This is a genomic window from Gordonia sp. WA4-43 (assembly GCF_020520305.1).
In the GTDB taxonomy this organism is placed as follows: Bacteria; Actinomycetota; Actinomycetes; order Mycobacteriales; family Mycobacteriaceae; genus Gordonia; species Gordonia hongkongensis.
Genome location: NZ_CP084736.1, coordinates 5030036 through 5051649 on the forward strand (window position 1 = coordinate 5030036; position 21614 = coordinate 5051649).

Genomic DNA, 21614 nt, shown 5'->3' on the forward strand with positions numbered 1-21614 from the left:
ATGGTCTCCACCCCCGGCACCGCGCACAGTGACAACGTGATCCTGGTGCACTGGCACGATCTCGGTCGCCATCTGCGGTGTTACGGCGCCGATGGCGTCGAGAGTCCCGTCCTCGACGACCTCGCGGCCGTCGGCATCCGGTTCGCCGACGCACACGCGACGGCGCCGCTGTGCTCACCGGCCCGCGGTTCCCTGTTCACCGGGCGCTACCCGCACGGCAACGGGCTCGTCGGCCTGGCCCACCACGGGTTCGAGTACTTCCCGGACGTGCAGACCCTGCCGGCTCTCCTCGCGGGTGCGGGCTACCGCTCGGCACTCTTCGGGATGCAGCACGAGAGTGCGGACCCCGGCCGGCTCGGTTTCGACTCGGTGGATGTGTCCGACTCGCGCTGCGACTACGTGGTGGACCGGTCCCAGGACTGGTTGCGACGACATGCGCACGACGATCGGCCGTTCTTCCTGACGGCGGGCTTCTTCGAAACGCATCGGCCCTACCCGGCCGACGAGTACAAGCCGGCGGACACCAGCACGATCGCGGTGCCCGGGTTCCTGCCGGACACCGACGACGTGCGCGACGATCTGGCGGGTCTGCACGGCTCGATCACGAAGGCCGACTCGGCCGTGGGCCGGCTCCTCGACACCGTCGCCGAACTCGGTCTCGACGACTCCACCTGGATCGTGTTCGTCACCGATCACGGTCTGGCGTTCCCACGGGCGAAATCGACGCTGTACGCCGAGGGCACCGGGATCGCATTGATCATGCGCCCGCCGTCGCGGCTGGGGATCACGCCGACGGTCTACGACGATCTGTTCTCGGGGGTCGATCTCACGCCGACGCTGCTCGACCTGGTGGGCGTCGACATCCCGGACACGGTCGACGGTGACTCGCACGCCCCCGCGCTGGTGGGAACCGAATCCACGGCCGTTCGCACCGAGGTGTTCACCGAGAAGACCTACCACGATGCCTTCGATCCGATCCGGGCCGTGCGCACCAAGGACTTCAGCTACATCGAGAACTACGCGGCGCGGCCGGCGTTGTTGCTCCCGCTCGACATCGCCGACAGTTTGTCGGCGCGGTCGCTGGATCGGCAAGAGGTGCAACAGGATCGGTCGCGGGTCGAGCTCTACGACCTGCGTTCCGATCCGCATGAGCGCAACAACCTCGCCGACGACCCGTCGTATGCGCACGTCCGGGACGAGCTCGCGCGGGCGTTGGCCGACTGGCGCGAGCGCACCCATGACGACTTGCCCGATGAAGCGGCCGGCACGGCGACGGCGGAGGCCTTCATGGACGCATTCCACGCCAAGGCGGCGCAGGTCGAGGCCGAGGAGGAGGCATTGCCGTCCCGGCGTCCGCTGGGTGCCCGTCGCGAGTTGGCCGGGGACCTCACGTCGGGCGAGCGCTGAGGGGCGTCGGCGCGAAAGCGTCATCTCGGACACGCGATCTCACGCCACCCACAGCGCGGTCTCGGTGTCAATGGTTTCGACCCGGCTGCGCGTAAAAGGCCAGCTTGCGGTGCTTTTCCCGCTCGCTAGACTCGTCTTTCATGTCAGCGAAGTCCTCGTCGGGACCGGCAAATTATCTGGTGTGTGCCAGCCAGCGCAGCGGCAGCACGCTGCTGGTGGAGTCGCTCGCCGCGACCGGCGTCGCGGGTCGTCCGGAGGAGTTCTTCCAGTACTTCTCGGATTCCTCGGCGGCTCCGCAGCCGCGTGAATGGTTCGCCGGTGTCAGCGATCCCACCATCCTCGAGCTCCTGGAGCCACTCGATCCCGGGGTGGTGGACACCCGCGATTCGGCCACCTGGCGCTCGGATGTGCGGGCGGCGGGTCGCACGCCGAACGGGGTGTGGGGCGGCAAGCTCATGTGGAACCAGACGCCGCTGCTGATCTCGCGCAGCCGGGTCGCGTCGGGTTCGTTGCGCGGCGCCGTCCGCTGGCTGTTCGACGGAGCCGATCCGCTCTACGTGCACGTCCATCGAGAAGATGTTGTGCCGCAAGCGGTGTCGATGTGGCGCGCGGTGCAGACCCGCGTGTGGCGGCACGACGGCTCGGACACCGACGAGCACGACGAGGCGGTGTATCACGCCGGCGGTATCGCCCATCTCGCCGGCATCTTGAGCGACCAGGAACGACAGTGGCGCAATTGGTTCGCCGCCGAGGGGATCGAACCGCTCGAGATCGGGTTCCGGGACCTGGTCACCGATCCCACGAAGGCGACCGCACTGGTGCTGGAGAAGATCGGGCAGGACCCGGAGCTGGCGCCGCCGCCACCGCTGAAGCCACAGTCCAATTCGCGGTCCAAGGAGTGGGCCCGACGCTATCGAGAAGACGCCGAACGAAACGGATACCCACTGTGACCGCTGTAGACGAGACCTCGCTCGACCGGGCGACCGGCGACCGGGCCCGGCCCGGGGACGCCGACGACTTCGACCATGTGACCGCCATCCGGGTGCTGGAGGCCGAGGCGGTGCACATCATCCGCGAGGTGGTGGCGGAACTGGAGCGGCCGGTGCTGCTGTTCTCCGGCGGCAAGGACTCCATCGTCCTGCTCCGGTTGGCCGAGAAGGCATTTCGGCCCGCGCCCCTGCCCTTCCCGATCATGCACGTCGACACCGGCCACAATTTCGACGAGGTGATCGAATTCCGTGACCGACGGGTCGCGCCGACCGCCGAGAATCCCGAGGGCATCGAACTCATCGTGGCCTCGGTCCAGGAGTCCATCGACTCCGGACGAGTCGCCGAGTCCACCGACCCGTCGGGTTCGCGGAACCGCCTGCAGACCCGCACCCTGCTCGATGCGCTGGAGGAGGGCGGATTCGACGCCGCGTTCGGCGGCGCCCGCCGCGACGAGGAGCGTGCCCGCGCCAAGGAGCGCATCTTCAGCTTCCGCGACGAGTTCGGGCAATGGGATCCCCGTGCCCAGCGACCCGAACCGTGGTCGCTGTACAACGGGCGGATCCGTCGTGGGGAGTCGGTGCGTGTGTTCCCGCTCTCGAACTGGACCGAGACCGACATCTGGCGCTACATCGAGCTCGAGGGCCTCGAGCTGCCCTCCATCTATTTCGCCGCCGAGCGGGAGGTCTTCGACCGGGACGGCATCCTGCTCTCGGTCTCGGAGTACTCACGGCCCCGCGACGGTGAGGAGGTACGGACCGAGTGGGTGCGTTACCGCACCGTCGGTGACCTGACCATCACCGGGGCGGTTCGCTCGCGGGCCACCACGATCGCCGAGATCATCGCCGAGATCAGCGAATCCACCGTCTCCGAACGCGGGGAGACCCGCGCCGACGACCGCACGTCCAGCGCCGCCATGGAAGACCGCAAGCGCGAAGGATACTTCTGATGACTCTCACCTCGCCACAGCCGGTCGTCCCCGCCGGTGACGAAACAAGCACGTCCACAAGGCAATTCCTGCGGATCGCGACCGCGGGCAGTGTCGACGACGGCAAGTCCACGCTCATCGGCCGGATTCTGCACGACACCGGCAGTCTGCCGACCGATCATCTCGCCGCGGTCACCGACGGCGACGGTGATGTCGACCTGGCCGCCCTCTCCGACGGCTTGCGCGCCGAACGCGAACAGGGCATCACGATCGATGTCGCCTATCGCTTCTTCTCCACGCCCACACGGAGTTACGTCCTCGCCGACACCCCCGGACACGAGCGGTACACCCGCAACATGTTCACGGGGGCGTCGAACGCGCACGTGGCGATCCTGCTCGTCGACGCCCGGCACGGCCTGCTGCGGCAGACCCGACGCCACGCCCGGATCGCAACTCTCGTGGGCGTGCCGCACGTGATCGCGGCGATCAACAAGATCGACCTCGTCGATTACTCCGAGCGCCGTTTCGACGAGATCCGGGCCGACCTCGCCGAACTCGCGGTGCAACTCGGGATCGGGGAGATCCCGGCGATCCCGGTGGCCGCCAAGCACGGGGACAACGTCGTGCACCGCTCGTCGAACACCCCGTGGTACTCCGGGACAACGCTGTTGGAGTACCTCGAGGACGTCGAGCTCCAGGCGCCCGCGCCGGTGACCGAGGAACTGCGCCTTCCGATCCAGTGGGTGTCGCGTCCCAGCGAGTCGAACCGGCGTACCTACACCGGCCGGCTCGCCTCCGGAACACTGCGCGTCGGTGACGAGATCGTCGTGCTGCCGTCGGGAAGCCGGTCGACCGTCACGGCGCTCGATACCCTCGATCCCACGAGAGACGTTGCGGTGGCGCCTCTCTCGGTGGGAATCCAGGTCGCCGACGACATCGACATCGGTCGCGGCGACGTCATCGTGAGCGGTGCGGACGGAGCGCATGTACCGGTCCTGGCCCGCGAGATCGATGCGCACGTGTGCTGGTTGTCGAACTCGCCGCTGCGGGCCGGTGACCGCGTCGCCCTCAAGCACGGCCCGTCGACGGTCCGAGCCACCGTCCAGTCCCTCGAGCGGCGCCTCGACCCGGACACCCTCATCGAGCATGTCGCCCCCGGTGAGCTCGTGCTCAACGACATCGGCACCGTCACGCTGCGGACGTCGTCGGTGGTGCCGGCCGACCCCTATGCGAGCAACCGCGACACCGGCGCGTTCATCCTCATCGACGAGGCCTCGAACGACACGGTCGGCGCGGGGACGATCCTCGAGCCGCGCGAGGTCATCCCGGGTAAGGCGACACGCAACGACATCAAGTGGCATCCGAGTTCGCTGGCGCGTGCGGAACGATGGGCGCACACCCAGCAGCGCGGAGCGACGGTGTGGCTCACCGGTCTACCTGCGTCGGGCAAGTCCACCGTCGCCGTCGCGCTCGAGCGGGCCGTCGTCAGCCGCGGGCGCGTCGCCTACCTCCTCGACGGCGACAACATCCGGCACGGGATCTCCGACGACCTCGGCTTCTCCGCCGGTGACCGCGCGGAGAACATCCGCCGTGTCGGCCACGTGGCCCGACTCTTCGCCGACGCCGGGGTCATCGCGATCGCGTCGATGGTCTCGCCGCTGCGTTCCGACCGGGAGATCGCGCGTGAACTGCACCGCGCCGCCGACCTCGACTTCATCGAGGTCCACGTCTCCACGCCGGTCACCGAATGCGAACGCCGTGACCCCAAGGGCCTCTACGAACGCGCGCGTCGCGGCGAACTCCGCGGGCTGACCGGCATCGATGCGCCCTACGAGAGTCCGGAGAGCCCCGATCTGCGATTCGACACCACCGGCGCGGACATCGACCGGCTGGCGTCGCTCATCCTCGGTGCGCTGATGGATCGCGGCATCATGGCGGGGTGAGTTGCTGTCATCCCCCGGGACCCGCGCACGGCGGCCCGGGTGCGCCGTTCCCGCCGGCCGAGCACGCCGGTGGCCGTCCCGGAGTGCACCCGATCGAGACGGTAAACATCCCGGCCGGGGGCTTCGCCATGGGCGATGCGTTCGACGAGGGGTACCGCACCGACGGTGAGCGACCGGTGCACGAGGTCGAGCTCGGTGCGTACTCGATCGACGCGACGACGGTGACCAACGCCGCGTTCGCCACGTTCGTCGCGGCGACCGGACACCAGACCGATGCCGAGCGATTCGGCGGTTCCGCGGTGTTCCACACCTACGCCACCGCGCCGGGCGAACCCGTGCCGGGAACACCGTGGTGGCTCGCGGTCGAAGGTGCGTCGTGGCGCCACCCGGCGGGTCCCGGCAGCCGGGTCGACGATCTGGCCGACCACCCCGTCGTCCACGTCAGCCACCGCGACGCGCAGGCCTATTGTGCCTGGGCCGGACGTGTCCTGCCCACCGAAGCGCAGTGGGAGAACGCGGCGCGGGGTGGGTTGCGCGGGGCCCGATACCCCTGGGGGAATGAACCACCCACCGCAGAAGCGCCCCGCTGCAACATCTTTCGCGGCGAGTTCCCGGATGCGCCGACCGCCCGGGTCGGTACCGTGCCCGTGCGAGACTTCGAGCCCAACGGCTTCGGCCTGTACCAGTGCGCCGGCAACGTCTGGGAATGGTGCGCCGACACGTTCAGCGCCCGGTACTACCGCGTGTCCGACCGCATCGATCCGGGTGGGCCGGGGCGGGGCTGCGCTCGCGTCTTGAGGGGCGGCAGCCATCTCTGCCACGACTCGTACTGTCATCGCTACCGGGTCGCCGCGCGATCGCACAACACGCCGGAGTCGACGGCGAGCAACATCGGGTTCCGGACCGTCCGTCCCGCGGCCGGCTGACATCCATCCGGCCGACAACCCGTCCACACGTCGCTGGGAACCGAACTCCGCCGTGGTCAGTTGGATCAGCAGACTGTGTGTCGATTTCCGGGAGACCCGATCGGCTGTGCGATCGTGGTTCCCCTCGGGCGGTGTCCGCCCGAAAGTCGTCGGACCGGAGAGGGGAGTAGGGCAGGAATGCGTGTGGAGGGCCGGGATGCGGTGCGTCGGGAGTCGAGGCGGCCGAACCCGTGGAGGAACGGCCTCATGGCCTCGGCCGTGGCGGTCGCGTCGTCGGTGCTGCTGGCCGGCTGCATCGACCTGCCGTCGCTGACCAGGCCGGACATCCCGGAGGGCATCCCGCCGGGGGCAGGCGTGCCCCAGCCCTACATCGACATCAACGCACCCGGGCGTACCGCGGACAGGATGCACGACTGGGCCGTGCCCATCGCGGAGTCCACCGGTATCCCGGTCGTCTCGCTCCAGGCCTACGGCAACGCCGCCGAGATCCAGCGCCAGCAACACCCCGAGTGCGGACTGAACTGGACCACGCTGGCGGGGATCGCCGGCGTCGAGAGCAAACACGGCCACTACCGCGGCTCCGACGTGGCCGACAACGGCGACGTCAACCCGCCCATCCGGGGCGTCAAACTCGACGGCACCCGCGGCAACATGGAGATCCTCGACACCGACGGCGGCGCACTCGACGGCGACGCCACCCACGATCGAGCGATGGGGCCGTTCCAGTTCATCCCGGAGACGTGGAAGCGCTACGGCGTCGACGCCAACGGTGACGGCGTCCCCGACCCCGACAACATCGACGACGCCGCCCTCTCGGCGGCCCGCTATCTGTGTGTCTCCGCCGGCAACGACATGACGACGCCGGAAGGGTGGGAGAAGGCAGTCCGGACCTACAACAACTCGATGGCCTACGTCCTCGACGTGCGCGATCACGCCAACGCCTACTCGATCAACGTCCGCTTCTGAACCCTGCCGGGAAGGGCTTCAGCGCTTGCGTCGACCTTGTCACGTGCGGCTTCGGCGCAGCCACTAGGCTCTTGCCTATCGGCCGGCACCAGAACCGGCCGTCGTCGGCGTAGGCGGCCCCGTCGGAGGACACATCTCCTGGGATCACGCCGACGAACTCGTCCACCGAGATTGGGGTGCAACCGTGGCAATCATCGAGCAGGTAGGTGCGCGTGAGATTCTCGATTCGCGGGGCAACCCGACGGTCGAGGTCGAGGTCGTCCTGGATGACGGCACCTTCACCCGGGCCGCCGTGCCGTCCGGGGCGTCGACCGGCGAACACGAGGCCGTCGAACTGCGCGACGGTGGCGACCGGTACCTGGGCAAGGGCGTCACCAAGGCCGTCGAGGGTGTCCTCGGGGAACTGGCCCCGGCCGTGATCGGGATCGAGGCCGAGGAACAGCGCCTCGTCGACCAGGCACTGCTCGACTGCGACGGCACCCCCGACAAGAGCCGTATCGGCGCCAACGCGCTGCTCGGTGTCTCGCTCGCGGTCGCCAAGGGCGCGGCCGAATCGGCCGGGCTGCCGCTGTTCCGTTACATCGGCGGACCCAACGCCCACATCCTGCCGGTGCCGATGATGAACATCATCAACGGTGGCGAGCACGCCGACAACGGCATCGACTTCCAGGAATTCATGATCGCCCCGGTCGGCGCGCCGACCTTCAAGGAGGCGCTGCGGTGCGGTGCCGAGGTCTACCACGCCCTCAAGGGCGTCCTGAGCAAGCAGGGCATGAGCACCGCACTCGGCGACGAGGGTGGCTTCGCCCCCGACCTGCCCAACACCGAGGCGGCCATCGCGGTCATCGGTGAGGCGGTCGGCAAGGCCGGCTACAACTTCGGCCGCGACGTCGTCATCGCGCTCGACGCCGCAGCGACCGAGTTCTTCTCGAACGGTGCCTACAAGCTCGAGGGCAAGGAACTCGGCGCCGACGAGATGGTGTCGTTCTACGAGAAGCTCATCAGCGACTTCCCGATCGTCTCGATCGAGGACGGTCTGTCCGAGGACGACTGGGACGGCTGGGCCAAGCTGACCGAGTCGATCGGCGATCGGGTGCAGCTCGTCGGTGACGACCTGTTCGTCACCAACCCCGAGCGTCTCGAGGAGGGGATCTCCAAGGGCATCGCCAACGCACTGCTCGTGAAGGTGAACCAGATTGGCACCCTGACCGAGACCCTCGACGCCGTCGCACTCGCGCACAACAACGGCTACAAGACGATGATGAGTCACCGGTCCGGTGAGACCGAGGACACCACCATCGCCGACCTCGCCGTCGCCTGCAGCTGTGGACAGATCAAGACCGGCGCCCCGGCCCGCTCCGAGCGCGTCGCCAAGTACAACCAGCTGCTGCGGATCGAGGAAGGACTCGGCGACGCGGCACGGTACGCGGGCGACCTCGCCTTCCCGCGTTTCTCGTTTGGTTCGTGATTAGCTGTCTGCATGGCTTCGCAGCGACGTCACCGCGGTGACGGGCGTCAGCGTGGGCGCGATCGTCGGGTAGACGCGCGCTCACGCGAACGCGCCCGTCGCACGCGGCGGCACGCTCGTCCTGCGTCGTCGGCGGCGCCCGAGGAAGCGGTCGAGGCGGCCGGACACGAAGTTCCCGCCGATCTCGACGCACCGGTCGCCGACGAGACCTCGGATTCCGGGGTCCGTCGGGTGGCGCCGGAGCGTGTGCCGCGAACCCGCCGTCGTCCGGCCCGCGCCGGCATCGGCGCCCGCCTGCGTGGTGTCGAGATGACCCCGGCCGGCCTTGCGACGCTCGTCATCACCGTCGTGGTGGTGTGCGTGGTGGCACTGACCCTCGCGATGCCGCTGCGGACGTACTTCAGTCAGCGTTCGGAATTCCGTCAGCTGACCGCGTCGAACGAGCAGCTGCAACGCGAGGTCGCGGACTATCAGCAGAAGGTCAACGAGCAGAACGATCCCGCCTACATCGAGGCCCAGGCGCGGACGCGTCTGCAGTTCGTCAAACCAGGAGAGATCCCGCTCGTGATGTTGTTCCCCGCCGACGAGGCACGGCGCGAGGCCGCCGAACGTGCCGAAGAGCGCGCTCGCGCACCGTGGTACGGAAATCTCTGGGACACCCTGTCGACCCCTCCCGGCGTGCAGTGAGTTCCTCCTCCGGCCACGGTGTCTCCGCGGAGGATCTCGCCACGGTGGCCGCCCAGCTCGGACGCGAACCGCGCGGGGTCCTCGAGATCAGCTACCGCACACCTGACGGGAAGCCCGCGGTCGTCAAGACCGCGCCCCGGCTGCCCGACGGCACACCGTTCCCGACGTTGTACTACCTGACCGATCCGCGTCTGACCGCCGAGGCGAGCCGCCAGGAGTCGGCCGGTGTCATGAAGGGCATGACCGCGCGCCTGCACGACGACGCCGAACTCGCCGCGGCGTACCGCCGTGCGCACGAGGACTATCTCGCCGAACGCGACGCGATCGAACCCCTCGGCACCGATTTCACCGGTGGCGGTATGCCGGACCGGGTGAAGTGCCTGCACGTCCTGATCGCGCACTCCCTCGCCAAGGGTCCGGGACTCAATCCGCTCGGTGACGAGGCGGTGGCGCTCGCGGCCGCGAACGGGTTGCGCGGCACCGCGATTCCGGAGGACTGGCCCGAGCCGTCGGACGCGGGGACCGACGAGTGACCGTCGTCGGAGCCGTGGACTGCGGCACCAACTCGATCCGCCTGCTCGTGGCGAAGCCGGGCCCGGACGGGCGCCTCGTCGATCTCCATCGTGAGATGCGTGTGGTCCGACTGGGTTACGGCGTCGACGCGACCGGGATGTTCGCCGCGGAATCGATCGAGCGGACGCGCGTCGCCCTCAGCGACTATGTCGACACGATGGAAGCGCTCGGCGTCGAGAGAGTGCGGATGGTCGCCACCTCCGCGACCCGTGACGCGTCGAATCGCGACGAGTTCTTCGCCATGACCGCCGATCTGCTCGGGTGCGTGTCCACCGGCGCGATCGCCGAGGTCATCACCGGCGACGAGGAGGCGCGGCTGTCGTTCCGCGGGGCAGTCGGCGAATTGGATGCGGCGGATGGGCCGTTCGTGGTCACCGACCTCGGCGGCGGTTCGACGGAAGTCGTCCTGGGCGATGCGGACGGGGTGACCGCGGCGTACTCGGCCGACATCGGGTGTGTTCGGCTGACCGAGCGTGCTCTGCCGTCCGACCCGCCCACGCCGGCCGAACTGGCCGCGGCGACCGAGTTCGTGCGCGAACGTCTCGCCGAGGCGTTCGCCGCGGTGCCGGTTCAGTCCGCTCGCACCTGGGTGGGCGTCGCCGGCACGATGACGACGCTCGCCGCGCTCGGTGCCGGCCTCCCCGAGTACGACTCGGACGCGATCCATCTGTCGACGATCTCGCTGCCCGAACTCGACCGGGTCTGCCGGAACCTGATCGGTATGACACGCGCCGACCGCGCGGCGCTCGGACCGATGCACCCCGGGCGCGTTGACGTCATCGGCGGCGGATCACTGATCACCCTCGAGCTCGCGAGAGTGCTGTCGGAAAGTGCCGGTATCGACGAACTCGTCGTGAGCGAACACGACATCCTCGACGGGATCGCGTTGGGAATACTCGACTGAGCGGTGCTCGATCCAGTTACCATGCGTCGCATGGCATATAACCTGCGTTGCCCCTGCGGTGAGTCCATCACGGCCCTCGAAGCCGACTTCGTGCCGTCGGTCCAGGCCCACCTCGCCGCCGAACATCCCGGCCGCGACTACAGCGAGACCGAGATCATGATGATGGCCATGACCGTTCCCGACCGTTCGGTGAAGTCCGACGGCTGAGCGGCGTCGGATCAGACGGCAGCCGGATCGCGCAGCGAGATGTTGTTGCACGCCTCGCAGACCGACTCGGGGATGACACCGCGGCGCTGCAGGAATCCGAAGATCGTGCAGCCCAGGCAGAAGCCGAAGACGGCCTCGAGCGTAGCGGCGGCGATCAGCACGCCCGTGGCGAGTTGGGCGGCGAGCCCGTAGCCGAGCAGGCTGAGCACGAAGGCGGTCCCGCTGACGACGAGGCCGATGGTCTGGGCGAACCGCTTGGGCGGCCCAGGGACCAGCTTCTCCTTGCGGATGATCTTCGGCACGAGGAAGCGCACCGAGAGTTGCCCGAAAGGCGACAGGGTCGGTCCCGATGCCACACGCAGCGCGAACCCCAGGGCGAGGATGCCGTAGAGCACGGGCGTGTTCACCGACACCGCGATGATCGCGAGGACGACGACCAACCCGGCGGTACTGCGCGCGGCGTAGTCGTTGACCGGGTTCGGGAACGTGAGGACAGAGCGCACCGACATCGGGCAACAACCTCCGGAGAGCGGGGACAATCGCCGACCAAGGTACGTGCGACGGCCCCATCGGGCAACGATTGCGCCCAGGGTGAATCGATCGGTGCCGGTCAGGACCCTGCGGTCGGGTCCATTCGCGGCTCGGACGCGGCGATGTCCCGCGGGTCGTCGACGTCCGGTTCGTCCTTGTCGGTCTCGCCGCCGTCGGAGGCGAGTTCCGCCTCGCGGGAGACCTCGCCCTCTTGGTCGATACCGGTCTGCTCACCGACGTCGATGCGGTCTGGCAGTTCGTCCATGTCCACTCCGGTCACCTCTCTGGCCTGTTCGGATTCGGCGTACGGGGCCGAGGTGTCCACCTCGGACGATGCGTCCGCGAACTCGGCGTCGATGATGCCGCTCGCGTCGTATCGCGGGTGGGCGTCGGCTTTGGCCTTGCGGGCGGCCTCGCGCATCTCGAACCCGTCGGTCACGATCTCACCGATCTCGCGGGTCACGCCCGCGACGGCTCCGGTGATGATGGTCGCTATCCGGCCGACATGGGTGGCCGTGGACTCGATCAATTCCTGGAACAGATCCTTGTTGCGTTCGATGCTGTCGACCATCGCTTCGGGAATCCCCCTGCAGTTGGTTGCGGCTGGAGCCTGATCGGTGTGCCCAGAGCCTACCCCCGGGGCACACCGATCAAACCGGCGTCAGGCGACCGAGGCGGGCTTCTCGCGCTCGACGATGACGGTGAGATCGTTGTCGTCGCGCGTCATCCAGTTGGGCAACGACAGCTTCGCGATCTTCTTCCAGGTCGACGCGAGCTGGTGGCTCAGCGAGCCGGTGTTGTACGGCAGTCCGTAGCGTTCGCAGATCTCCCGGACCTCCGCGGACATCTCGGGGTAGCGACTGGCCGGGATGTCGGGGAAGAGGTGGTGCTCGATCTGGTGCGAGAGGTTGCCGCTCATCACATGGAACAACGGGCTGCCGGTGATGTTGGCCGAACCGAGCATCTGCCGCAGGTACCACTGGCCCCGCGTCTCGTTCTGGCATTCCTCGGACGTGAATGTCTGTGCACCGCTGGGGAAGTGGCCACAGAAGATGATCGAGTAGGTCCACACGTTGCGCACCAGGTTGGCGGTCGCGTTACCGATGAGGGTCGGGACGAACAGCGGGCCCGTGAGCGCGGGGAAGACGACGTAGTCCTTGAGGACCTGACGACCGGCCTTGCGCCACATGCCTTTCACCAGGCCCTTGATGTCACTCCACTTGCGCTTGCCGGCGATGACGTTCTCGGCTTCGAGGTCGTGCAGCATGACGCCCCACTCGAAGAGCAGCATGAGTGCGGTCGCGTAGCCGAGGTTGCCCAGGTAGTAGGGGTTCCACTTCTGGTCGCGGTCCATTCGCAGGATGCCGTAACCGATGTCGCGGTCCTCACCCAGGATGTTGGTGAAGGTGTGGTGCAGGTAGTTGTGGCTGTGCTTCCACTGATCGGCCGGACAGACGGTGTCCCACTCGAACTCGCGGGAGTTGTAGGTGTCCTCGCGCATCCAGTCGTACTGACCGTGCATGACGTTGTGGCCGATCTCCATGTTGTCGAGGATCTTCGACACCGAGAGGGCGCCTACCGCGGCGATCCACGCGGGCGGGAAGAACCCGAGGTACATGAGCGCGCGTCCGCCGATCTCGAAGCCGCGCTGGGCGCGGATCACCGAGTAGAGGTAGTCGCGGTCCTTCTGGCCCAGGTCGGCGACGATCCGGGCCCGCAGGGCGTCGAGGTCTCGCCCGAGCGCCTCGACCTGCTCGTAGGACATGACGACGGTGTTGGGATCGTCCGCGACCTTCTGGTCGGCGCCGACGCGGTGCAGCGCGGGCAGGTTGTCGTCGATGGTGGTCTCGACGTCACGGCTGATGTCGATGGTCATGGCATTGCCTCCTTCTCGGAGAGGAGATGTGGCTGGGAAGGGTGGATCTGGGGGATCAGCTCGTGGACATCAGATGTCGATGTCGACCGAGCCGACCGGCGCGCTGATGCACAGCTGGATCTGGGTGTCGGACTCGTCGTCGATCTCGCCGGTCAGGACGTTGCGGGTGCACCCCGACTTCTTCGTCGCGACGCAGGAGAAGCAGATCCCCATCCGGCACCCGGATTCGGGCGTGAGCCCGGCCGCTTCGGCCTGGTCCAGGATCGGACGGCCGTCGTTGGTTGCCGACGTCCCCGACGAGGAGAACGTGACCTCGCCCTCGACGGAGTCCGGGTCGACGGCCGGGATGACCGGCGCGAAGGCCTCGCTGTGCAACGGCTGGGTGATGGCGAGCTCGGCATGGACCCGTGCGACCTCGTCCATGAGGGCGGCGGGGCCGCAGACGAACACGTCGGCGTCGGACAACCCCGGGATTCCCTCGAGGTGGTCGGCGCTGAAGTGTCCGTCGTCGCGCGTGTGGTAGACGCGCAGGTCGAACCGGGGATGGCTGTCCGCGAGCTCACGCAACTCGTCGCGGTAGGCGACGTCGGCCGGGGTGCGCGCATAGTGCACGAACGTGATCGGTCCCGCGTACCGTCGGGCGACGAGTGTTCGCGCCATTGAGAGTACAGGTGTAATCCCGCTGCCGCCGCTGACGAAGACCGCCGACGTCGGGTCGGTGTCGGGAAGCACGAACTCGCCGTCGGCGGCGGACAGCCCGACGACGTCCCCGGCGCGGGCGTGCTCACGCAGGTGGGTGGACACGAAGCCGTCGTCGTGCGCGGTGATGGTCAGCTCGATCTCGCCGTCCGGGCCCGCGGCGGCGTTGGCCGGCGAGAAGCAGCGGGTGTGCCGAACGCCGTCGATGACGACCTTGAGCTGCACGAACTGGCCGGCCTCGTGGCCTCGCCACTGACGGGTCGGACGAATGGTGAGGCGGACGGTGCGCGCCGTGGGACGCTCGACACGGGTGATCTCGCCGCGCAGATCGCGCCAGGTGATCATCGGATCGAGCAACTCGAGGTAGCGGTCGACCGGATGCGGCGGCAGCGCTGCCTCCACGATCGAACCGACCAGACGGCTCCACCGGCCGGGCTCGGCGCCGGTGTCGGCGCGGGTCTGGTCCTGGGGTGTGCGGATGCTCATGGGCTGGGCTCCGTTCGGTCTGTTTCGGTGTACATGCGTACACCGGCAAGTGTGACACAGCGCGATGGTCGATCGTCAAGTGTTCGCTGATGTGACTGCCGTCACGACACCGCCTGTGCCTCTCCGCCGCGTCGGCTGACCCGACGCATAGACTCGGATGCGTGACACGCACGCGAGAGCCGAGCCGGCGCGATGCGCAGACCCGTGCGGACCGCAAGAACCAGACGCGACAGGCGTTGCTGGACACCACGCGGTCACTGGTCGGCGAGCGCAGTTTCGGCAGCATCAGCCTCCGTGAGGTCGCCCGTGGCGCCGGGATCGTGCCGACCGCCTTCTATCGCCACTTCGCATCGATGGAGGATCTCGGGGTCACCGTCGTCGAGGACTCGATGCGCGTCCTGCGACGGGCGCTGCGTGAGGGACGACGCGACCTGGCGGCGCGTGACGCCCTGCCCACCGCACAGAACTCGCTGGCCATCCTGCTGCGGCACGTCCGCGAGAACGAGTCGCAATTCCGGTTCCTGGTGCGCGAGCAGCGGGGCGGCATCGCCGAGATCCGTCGTGCGATCGACACCGAACTCCGGTTGTTCTCCAAGGAACTCGCGATCGATCTCGCCCGGATGCCGGACCTGGCACGGTGGCAATCAGACGACCTCGAACTGGCAGCGGAGCTGATCGTCATCATCATGCTCACCGCGGTGGCCGATCTGCTCGACGGTGAGTATCGCGGACGTTCCGCCGAGCAGGAGATCGTCGAGCGCACCGAGCGGCAACTCGTGATGGTCTTCCTCGGCATGGGGCAATGGCGTCCATCGACCGACTGAGCTGCGGGGATCGGACGCCCTGGTAGTCGCCGACCTACAGGTTGTCCGCGCTCTCGGTGAGTCCCGACCCGCCGGGCGGGAGTAGCGGGCGAGGTGGCAGCGGGGAGGAGTAGACCACATTGGTGGTGACGCTGCCGAGGGTTCCGACCATGCCGCTGACCCGTTCCAGGTGCTTCATGTCGGTGGCGACGACCTTCATGATGAAACAGTCGTCGCCGGTGACGTGATGCGCCTCGATGACTTCGGGTAGCCCTGCGAGCAGGGTGTGCAATGGCTCGTACCTGCTGCTGGGATACCGCAGCCGTAGGAAGGCCAGGATCGCGAACCCGAGCCGCTCGGGGTCGACGCTGGCGCTGTAACCGCTGATCACCCCAGATTCTTCGAGGCGGCGCACGCGCTCGGCTGTGGCGCTGTGACTCATTGTGATCTGCCGGGCCAGTTCTGCAATGCTCTGCCGTCCGTTCGCTTGAAGCGACGTCAGGATTGCCGTGTCGACCCTGTCGGGCTCGAAAGTGAGATTCTTCGCCATCGAGCAATAATGCCATGAAAGTACCGGCGACTCCGACAAGGTGCCGGGAAGTCGACCTCCCGTTGGCGAACGGACGTGAATAGCGTCGAGGCATGCCAGATTCGCCGTCATCAGACCTCTTGATATCCCACTTCGCTCGCAAGCTCGGCTTCGAGACCGATGCGTCCGACGTGCACGCCGATCAGGAACGCGGTGTGAACTTCGTCTTGATCGACTCACGAGGTGAGGCGGCGTGGGCGCAGGGGCGCATCGTCGGAGCCGTGCACATGCCGACGTCACAGATCGCCGCACGCGCCGTCGACGAGATAGCAACGAGCACACCGGTTGTGACGTACTGCTGGCGGCCCGGATGCAATGGTTCGACGCGGGCCGCGCTGGAGTTCGCCAAGCTGGGTTACCGGGTCAAGGAGATGATCGGCGGTTACGAATACTGGGCGCGCGAGGGCTACCCCGTCGAGAATGATCACAGCCGGATCATCCGGTCCAAAGACCCGCTCACCGTGCCACTGGACTCGGTGGTCTGCGACTGCTGAAACAGTCGTACCCGCCGACGCCTAGCGGCCGGGCCCCGCGGTTGTCGATTTGCCCTCAGGGCGATTTCAACTGTGGTCCGCCGACGCGATGGTGCCGGACACTGGGCCGAGGCACCGCGCCGGCCCACTCGCCCCGAGGCGGGAGTCGAGGCGGTGTCGTGCTCGTCACGTGCCGACCCGACCGAAAGGTGCCCTCGCGGTGTCTCTGCATTTCCACTGGTTCCTGCCCACCTACGGCGACTCGCGCAATCTGATCGCGGGCGGCCACGGCAGCCAGATGACAGGGGACCGGCCGGCCGATCTGCGGTACCTCAAACAGCTCGTCGGCGCCGCCGAGGCCAACGGCTTCGAAGCCGTCCTGACCCCGGCAGGTCTCTGGTGCGAGGACGCCTGGCTGACCACCGCCGCTCTGATCGACGCCACCGAGAGCCTCAAATTCCTGGTCGCGTTCCGCCCCGGGCTCATCTCGCCGACGCTGGCCGCCCAGATGGCCGCCACGTTCCAGTGGCATTCGCAGGGCCGCCTGCTGGTCAACGTCGTCACCGGCGGCGAGTCGAGTGAACAGCGCGCCTTTGGCGACTTCCTGGCGAAGAACGCGCGGTACGAGCGTTGCGACGAGTACCTGGAGATCATCCGCCGGCTCTGGACCGAGGAAGAGCCCGTCGACGTGGTGGGGAAGTACCTGCGCGTCGAGGGTGCGCAGCTCGGACGTCGTCCCGATCCGACGCCGGAGATCTTCTTCGGCGGATCGTCGCCGGCCGCCGGTGACGTCGCCGCCAAGCACGCCGACACCTACCTCACCTGGGGCGAGCGTCCGGACGCGGTGGCCGAGAAGATCGCGTGGGTCAACGGTCTCGCGGCCGCGCAGGGCCGGGAACTCTCGCACGGCATCCGTTTTCACGTGATCGCCCGCGAGACGTCGGAGCAGGCCTGGGCCGAGGCGGCCCGTCTGCTCGGTGCGCTCGATCCGGCCCAGGTCGCGACTGCGCAGCAGAACCTGGCGCGCTCGGAGTCCGAGGGCCAGCGACGTATGTCCGAACTCCACGGTCGTGGAGCCGGTTTCGCCGACCACAACGATCCGCACTCGCTGGAGATCCACCCCGGCGTGTGGGCCGGGGTCGGGCTCGTCCGTGGTGGTGCGGGTACGGCGCTGGTCGGCTCCTACGACGAAGTGGCCGCACTCATCGCCGAGTACGCCGCGCTCGGACTCGACCACTTCATCCTGTCGGGCTATCCGCATCTCGAAGAGGCGTACCACTTCGGAGACGGGGTCCGGCCCGCTCTCGCCCGGCTCGGACTGCTCGACCCGGCGTCGGCCGGCCCGTCCGTGGCCGTGCGCACCGCGTTCCTGCCGCGTCTGCAGGCCGCATCATCCTGATCGACAACACTTTTCACCTTCACCACGTCCCTTCTCGCCATGTAACCGACACCTCGCGGAGGTAGCCATGTCCACCGAGTCCATCGCGGACCAGATCAAGTTCGCCTACTGGGTGCCCAACGTCAGCGGTGGCCTGGTCACCAGCACCATCGAGCAACGCACCGGCTGGGACTACGACTACAACGTCAAACTCGCGCAGACCGCCGAGAACAACGGTTTCGAGTACGCGCTGTCGCAGGTGCGGTACGAGGCGAGCTACGGAGCCGAATACCAGCACGAATCCACCAGTTTCAGCCTCGCACTCCTGCTCGCCACGCAGCGGCTGAAGGTGATCGCGGCGGTGCACCCGGGGCTCTGGCATCCGGCCGTCCTGGCCAAGCTCGGCGCCACCGCCGACCATCTGTCCAAGGGTCGCTTCGCGATCAACGTCGTCAGCGGCTGGTTCAAGGACGAGTTCACCCACCTCGGCGAGCCGTGGCTCGAGCACGACGAGCGGTACCGGCGCAGCGGAGAGTTCCTCGAGGTGATCCGCAAGATCTGGACCGAGGACGAGGTCGACTACCGCGGCGACTTCTACCGCATCCACGACTTCACGCTGAAGCCCAAGCCGCTCAACACCGTCGAGCGTCCGAACCCCGAGCTGTTCCAGGGCGGGAACTCCTCGGCCGCCCGCAACAACGGCGGACGGTACGCGGACTGGTACTTCTCCAACGGCAAGGACTTCGACGGCGTGACCGAGCAGCTCGACGACCTCCGCGCCGTCGCACGTGCCCACGAGCGCGAGGTGAAGTTCGGGCTCAACGGCTTCATCATCGCGCGGGACACCGAGAAAGAGGCCCGCGACACTCTGCGCGAGATCGTCGAGAAGGCGAATCGCCCTGCGGTGGAGGGCTTCCGGGACGCCGTCCAGCAGGCCGGGAACTCGACAGGCGACAAGAAGGGCATGTGGGCCGACTCGTCGTTCGAGGACCTCGTCCAGTACAACGACGGCTTCCGGACCCAGCTGATCGGCACCCCGGAGCAGGTGGCCGAACGCATCGTCGCCTACAAGCGTCTGGGCGTCGACCTGATCCTCGGCGGCTTCCTGCACTTCCAGGAGGAGATCGAGTACTTCGGTGAGAAGGTGCTGCCTCTGGTGCGCGAGATCGAGGGCGCCCAGAGCGACACCGCCCCGACGCCTGCGGGAGTGGCGTGACCGCAGTGAGCCAGGCGCGGGTCCGGTCCGCCGTGCGGATCGGGTCCGAGGCCGAGGCGCTGTCGATCGCGCGCGAATTGGCCGCCGAATTCGCGGTCGGGGCGGCCGAGCGCGACCGCGAACGTCGGTTGCCCCATGCCGAGATCGACCGTCTGTCGCAGTCGGGGCTGCTGGCACTCACCGTCCCGGCTCGGTTCGGCGGTCTCGACCTGCGTCCCAGTGCGCTCGCCGAGGTGGTGTCCATCCTGGCCGCCGCGGACGCGAGCATCGCGCAGATCCCGCACAGCCACTTCGTCTACCTCAACCTCGTCCGCCTGTCCGCGGGAGAAGTGTTGCAGGAGCGCATCTTCGCCGACGTCCTCGCGGGTGGACGGGTGGCCAACGCGCAGTCCGAGCGGGGCGGCAAGACCATCGCCGACATCTCGACACGGTTGAGTCCGGTGGCCGATCGAGCATCGACGCTATTCGTCCTCGACGGTGAGAAGTTCTATTGCACCGGTTCGTTGTTCGCGGACACCCTCGCCGTCCTCGCGCGGTTGGACGTCGCCGTCGGCGACGTCGCGCCCGGGGAGTACGTGGCGTTCGTCCCGGCCGATGCCGACGGCGTGGAGATCGTCGACGACTGGGATGCGGTGGGACAGCGCACGACCGGCTCGGGGACCGTCCGGTTCAGCGGGGTCGGCGTGGGTCTCGCGGATCTGGTGGCGCGTGCACCGGCAACGTCTGCGCCCACCGGTTACGGCGCCTTCGCCCAGCTGCTCCACGTGGCGATCGACGTCGGTATCGCCCGCGGTGCGCTGCGCGCGGCGTCGGAGTTCGTGCGTACGAAGTCGCGACCGTGGTTCGAGGCGAATGTCGAACGAGCAGTGGATGATCCGCTGTTGGTGCAGCGCTTCGGCGAGTTGGAGGTCGAGGTCGCGACCGCCGAGGCGACCCTCGCCGCGGCCGGTCGAAGAGTCGACGCGGCGGTGGGAGGTACCCCGGAATCGCCCTCGCGCGAGTTGGTCGCGGAGGCCTCGATCGCAGTCGCGACGGCGAAGGTGGTGGCCGACCGGGTGGCCCCCTCGGTGGCGTCGGCCCTGTTCGAGGTGAGCGGGACCCGCAGTGCCGCCGGTGGCGGGGGTCTGGATCGCTTCTGGCGCGACGCCCGGACGCACACGCTGCACGACCCCGTGCGATGGAAGTACCAGCACATCGGGCGCTGGGTTCTGCGCGGCGAGGAGCCGCCCCTGCACGGCGTGATCTGACCGGGGGGGCGTCCGGCGTCGGCGTCAGAGGTAGCGGCCGACGAGCGGCACGGCCTTCTTTGGGGTTTTCGCGTTGAAACCGTCGCCGATCGCACGCAGTTTCCACTCGCCGCCGTCGCGGGAGATGACCGCCATCGCGACCGCGGTGAACGGCATCCCGCCCTTGAGGGTGTAACGGGCCAGCTCGGCGGAGGTCGTCTCGTCGACGAGCCGGCAGTAGGCGTTCTCGATCTTCTCGAACGTGTGGCCCCGGTACGACGTGACGATGAACATCAACGCGTCGATCTGGGGTGGGACCGACTGCAGCGCAACGCGGATGACCTCGTCGTCGCCCTCGCCTTCACCGGTGAGGTTGTCGCCGGAGTGCAGGATCGAACGGTTCTTGCTGTTGAGGTGACCGTAGTAGACGGTCTCGACGCATTTCCCGCCCGATAACATGAGCACCGAGGCGTCGAGGTCGATCGAGCCCCCGCGCCCGAATCCGCCGCGCACCGGATCCCACCCGAGTCCCATCTGGATGTCGGTGAGTGCCACGCCACCCTCCTTGCGGAGGGTGACCTTCTGGCCTTTCGCCAAGCTCACCGGGGCGCCCTTGCGCAGACTGACTTCCGCGGGCTGCGCGGGTGCCGGGGGCGCGGGAGTGGGCGGCGCCGCCGCCGGGGGCGCGGGTGCCGGGGGAGTCGGCGCCGACGGCCGCGAGTAGCTGATCGGCGTGGGCGGGGCGGGCGTCGGTTGCGGCTCGTCGTCGACGCTCACCCCGTGGTCGCGGACCAGGTCGGCGAAACCGCCCGCGTATCCCTGACCGACGGCACGTACCTTCCACTCGCCGTTGCGCCGGTACACCTCGAGGGCGATGACCACCGACTCGCTGGTGAGGCCGGTGACGGTGAAGTCGTACAGCGCCCGGCCCGCTTCGTCGGTGACGTGAGCGACCGGCGGTGCGAAACGGCCGAAGGTCGACGACGCGTCGTCGAGCGTGATGACCGCGCGGACCGCGTCGATGTCTGCAGGTACTCGAGCGGTCGAGATGTGCAGTCGCGCAGAACCTGCGGCGGCCTGTTCCAGCCGGACGCCGGGCCCGGTCGGCTGGTTGTAGAAGACGAAGTCGTCGTCGGTACGCACCACCCCCCGGTCGGTGACCAGCAGGGCCGACAGGTCGGCGGCGGTCGCGAGGTCCACCGTGACGATGACATCGGGGGTCGGCAACGGGCCGTTCTGGCCTTTGGTCAGAGCAGACATCTCCGGGCGTTTCCTCACATCAGTCGGGCCGCATCCGTATCGGCGCCGGGAGCGGAGCGAGCGGGCCGAGTCCGTGCCGTC

22 protein-coding genes are annotated in these 21614 nt (G+C 68.2%); 16 read left to right on the plus strand and 6 right to left on the minus strand.

Annotation, left to right across the window (positions count from 1 at the left end; translation table 11 throughout):
• The 11 genes from LEL84_RS22785 to LEL84_RS22835 all read left to right on the plus strand — a co-directional run bounded on the left by LEL84_RS22785 (nt 1) and on the right by LEL84_RS22835 (nt 10996).
• Nucleotides 1-1407, plus strand: a complete 1407-nt coding sequence (locus LEL84_RS22785) for a sulfatase (RefSeq protein WP_226512828.1) — start codon at nt 1-3, stop codon at nt 1405-1407.
• Nucleotides 1408-1547: 140 nt separating this feature from the next.
• Nucleotides 1548-2357 (plus strand): trehalose 2-sulfotransferase, encoded by an 810-nt coding sequence (gene stf0, locus LEL84_RS22790; protein ID WP_058250810.1) that lies wholly within the window; start codon nt 1548-1550, stop codon nt 2355-2357.
• Entirely contained in the window at nt 2354-3343 is a 990-nt protein-coding gene (gene cysD / locus LEL84_RS22795) for a sulfate adenylyltransferase subunit CysD (RefSeq protein ID WP_264186743.1), read from the plus strand. Before stf0 ends, cysD begins: the two co-directional genes overlap by 4 nt.
• The gene (gene cysC, locus LEL84_RS22800) at nt 3343-5265 is read left to right on the plus strand and encodes an adenylyl-sulfate kinase (protein ID WP_226512829.1); all 1923 of its coding nucleotides are present in this window, start codon (nt 3343-3345) and stop codon (nt 5263-5265) included. The genes cysD and cysC overlap by 1 nt, the downstream gene beginning before the upstream one ends.
• The gene (locus LEL84_RS22805; RefSeq protein WP_226512830.1) at nt 5262-6191 is read left to right on the plus strand and encodes a formylglycine-generating enzyme family protein; all 930 of its coding nucleotides are present in this window, start codon (nt 5262-5264) and stop codon (nt 6189-6191) included. Before cysC ends, LEL84_RS22805 begins: the two co-directional genes overlap by 4 nt.
• A 177-nt stretch (nt 6192-6368) precedes the next feature.
• The gene (locus LEL84_RS22810; protein ID WP_065631991.1) at nt 6369-7157 is read left to right on the plus strand and encodes a lytic transglycosylase domain-containing protein; all 789 of its coding nucleotides are present in this window, start codon (nt 6369-6371) and stop codon (nt 7155-7157) included.
• Between the two features lie 184 nt (nt 7158-7341).
• Nucleotides 7342-8625: a phosphopyruvate hydratase gene (gene eno, locus LEL84_RS22815; RefSeq protein ID WP_058250807.1), complete on the plus strand. Its 1284-nt coding sequence runs from the start codon at nt 7342-7344 to the stop codon at nt 8623-8625.
• Between the two features lie 12 nt (nt 8626-8637).
• Nucleotides 8638-9312 (plus strand): septum formation initiator family protein, encoded by a 675-nt coding sequence (locus tag LEL84_RS22820; RefSeq protein ID WP_068970645.1) that lies wholly within the window; start codon nt 8638-8640, stop codon nt 9310-9312.
• Nucleotides 9309-9845, plus strand: coding sequence for a DUF501 domain-containing protein (locus tag LEL84_RS22825; protein ID WP_137810720.1), 537 nt, complete (start codon nt 9309-9311; stop codon nt 9843-9845). The genes LEL84_RS22820 and LEL84_RS22825 overlap by 4 nt, the downstream gene beginning before the upstream one ends.
• Nucleotides 9842-10789 (plus strand): Ppx/GppA phosphatase family protein, encoded by a 948-nt coding sequence (locus LEL84_RS22830; RefSeq protein ID WP_137810719.1) that lies wholly within the window; start codon nt 9842-9844, stop codon nt 10787-10789. Before LEL84_RS22825 ends, LEL84_RS22830 begins: the two co-directional genes overlap by 4 nt.
• 30 nt (nt 10790-10819) lie before the next feature.
• Complete coding sequence (locus LEL84_RS22835) at nt 10820-10996, plus strand: hypothetical protein (RefSeq protein WP_171011688.1); 177 nt, start codon at nt 10820-10822, stop codon at nt 10994-10996.
• An 11-nt stretch (nt 10997-11007) separates the two neighbouring features.
• On the opposite strand, the gene LEL84_RS22840 is transcribed toward LEL84_RS22835, so the two are convergent.
• The 4 genes from LEL84_RS22840 to LEL84_RS22855 form a co-directional block, all read right to left on the minus strand.
• The gene (locus tag LEL84_RS22840) at nt 11008-11505 is read right to left on the minus strand and encodes a DUF4395 domain-containing protein (RefSeq protein WP_065631995.1); all 498 of its coding nucleotides are present in this window, start codon (nt 11503-11505) and stop codon (nt 11008-11010) included.
• Between the two features lie 101 nt (nt 11506-11606).
• On the minus strand, nt 11607-12098 hold the full coding sequence (locus tag LEL84_RS22845) for a hypothetical protein (protein ID WP_065631996.1): 492 nt from the start codon (nt 12096-12098) through the stop codon (nt 11607-11609).
• Between the two features lie 90 nt (nt 12099-12188).
• Entirely contained in the window at nt 12189-13403 is a 1215-nt protein-coding gene (locus tag LEL84_RS22850) for a fatty acid desaturase family protein (protein ID WP_226512831.1), read from the minus strand.
• Nucleotides 13404-13472: 69 nt separating this feature from the next.
• Complete coding sequence (locus tag LEL84_RS22855) at nt 13473-14588, minus strand: ferredoxin reductase (protein ID WP_226512832.1); 1116 nt, start codon at nt 14586-14588, stop codon at nt 13473-13475.
• Between the two features lie 161 nt (nt 14589-14749).
• On the opposite strand from LEL84_RS22855, the gene LEL84_RS22860 reads away from it, so the two are divergent.
• Nucleotides 14750-15412: a TetR family transcriptional regulator gene (locus tag LEL84_RS22860; RefSeq protein ID WP_065631999.1), complete on the plus strand. Its 663-nt coding sequence runs from the start codon at nt 14750-14752 to the stop codon at nt 15410-15412.
• Nucleotides 15413-15446: 34 nt separating this feature from the next.
• Here LEL84_RS22860 and LEL84_RS22865 read toward each other — a convergent pair whose 3' ends face one another.
• Nucleotides 15447-16052 (minus strand): Lrp/AsnC family transcriptional regulator, encoded by a 606-nt coding sequence (locus tag LEL84_RS22865; RefSeq protein ID WP_226512833.1) that lies wholly within the window; start codon nt 16050-16052, stop codon nt 15447-15449.
• Here LEL84_RS22865 and LEL84_RS22870 point away from each other — a divergent pair.
• From LEL84_RS22870 to LEL84_RS22885, 4 genes are all read left to right on the plus strand, one after another.
• Nucleotides 16034-16474, plus strand: a complete 441-nt coding sequence (locus tag LEL84_RS22870) for a rhodanese-like domain-containing protein (protein WP_226512834.1) — start codon at nt 16034-16036, stop codon at nt 16472-16474. The genes LEL84_RS22865 and LEL84_RS22870 overlap by 19 nt on opposite strands.
• A gap of 199 nt (nt 16475-16673) precedes the next feature.
• The gene (locus LEL84_RS22875; protein ID WP_226512835.1) at nt 16674-17852 is read left to right on the plus strand and encodes an LLM class flavin-dependent oxidoreductase; all 1179 of its coding nucleotides are present in this window, start codon (nt 16674-16676) and stop codon (nt 17850-17852) included.
• Nucleotides 17853-17919: 67 nt separating this feature from the next.
• Complete coding sequence (gene sfnG, locus LEL84_RS22880) at nt 17920-19047, plus strand: dimethylsulfone monooxygenase SfnG (protein WP_058250796.1); 1128 nt, start codon at nt 17920-17922, stop codon at nt 19045-19047.
• Nucleotides 19044-20294, plus strand: coding sequence for an SfnB family sulfur acquisition oxidoreductase (locus tag LEL84_RS22885; protein WP_226512836.1), 1251 nt, complete (start codon nt 19044-19046; stop codon nt 20292-20294). Before sfnG ends, LEL84_RS22885 begins: the two co-directional genes overlap by 4 nt.
• Nucleotides 20295-20318: 24 nt before the next feature.
• Here the strand turns inward: LEL84_RS22885 and LEL84_RS22890 are convergent, their stop codons facing one another.
• On the minus strand, nt 20319-21533 hold the full coding sequence (locus tag LEL84_RS22890; RefSeq protein ID WP_226512837.1) for a TerD family protein: 1215 nt from the start codon (nt 21531-21533) through the stop codon (nt 20319-20321).
• Nucleotides 21534-21614 lie beyond the last annotated feature (81 nt).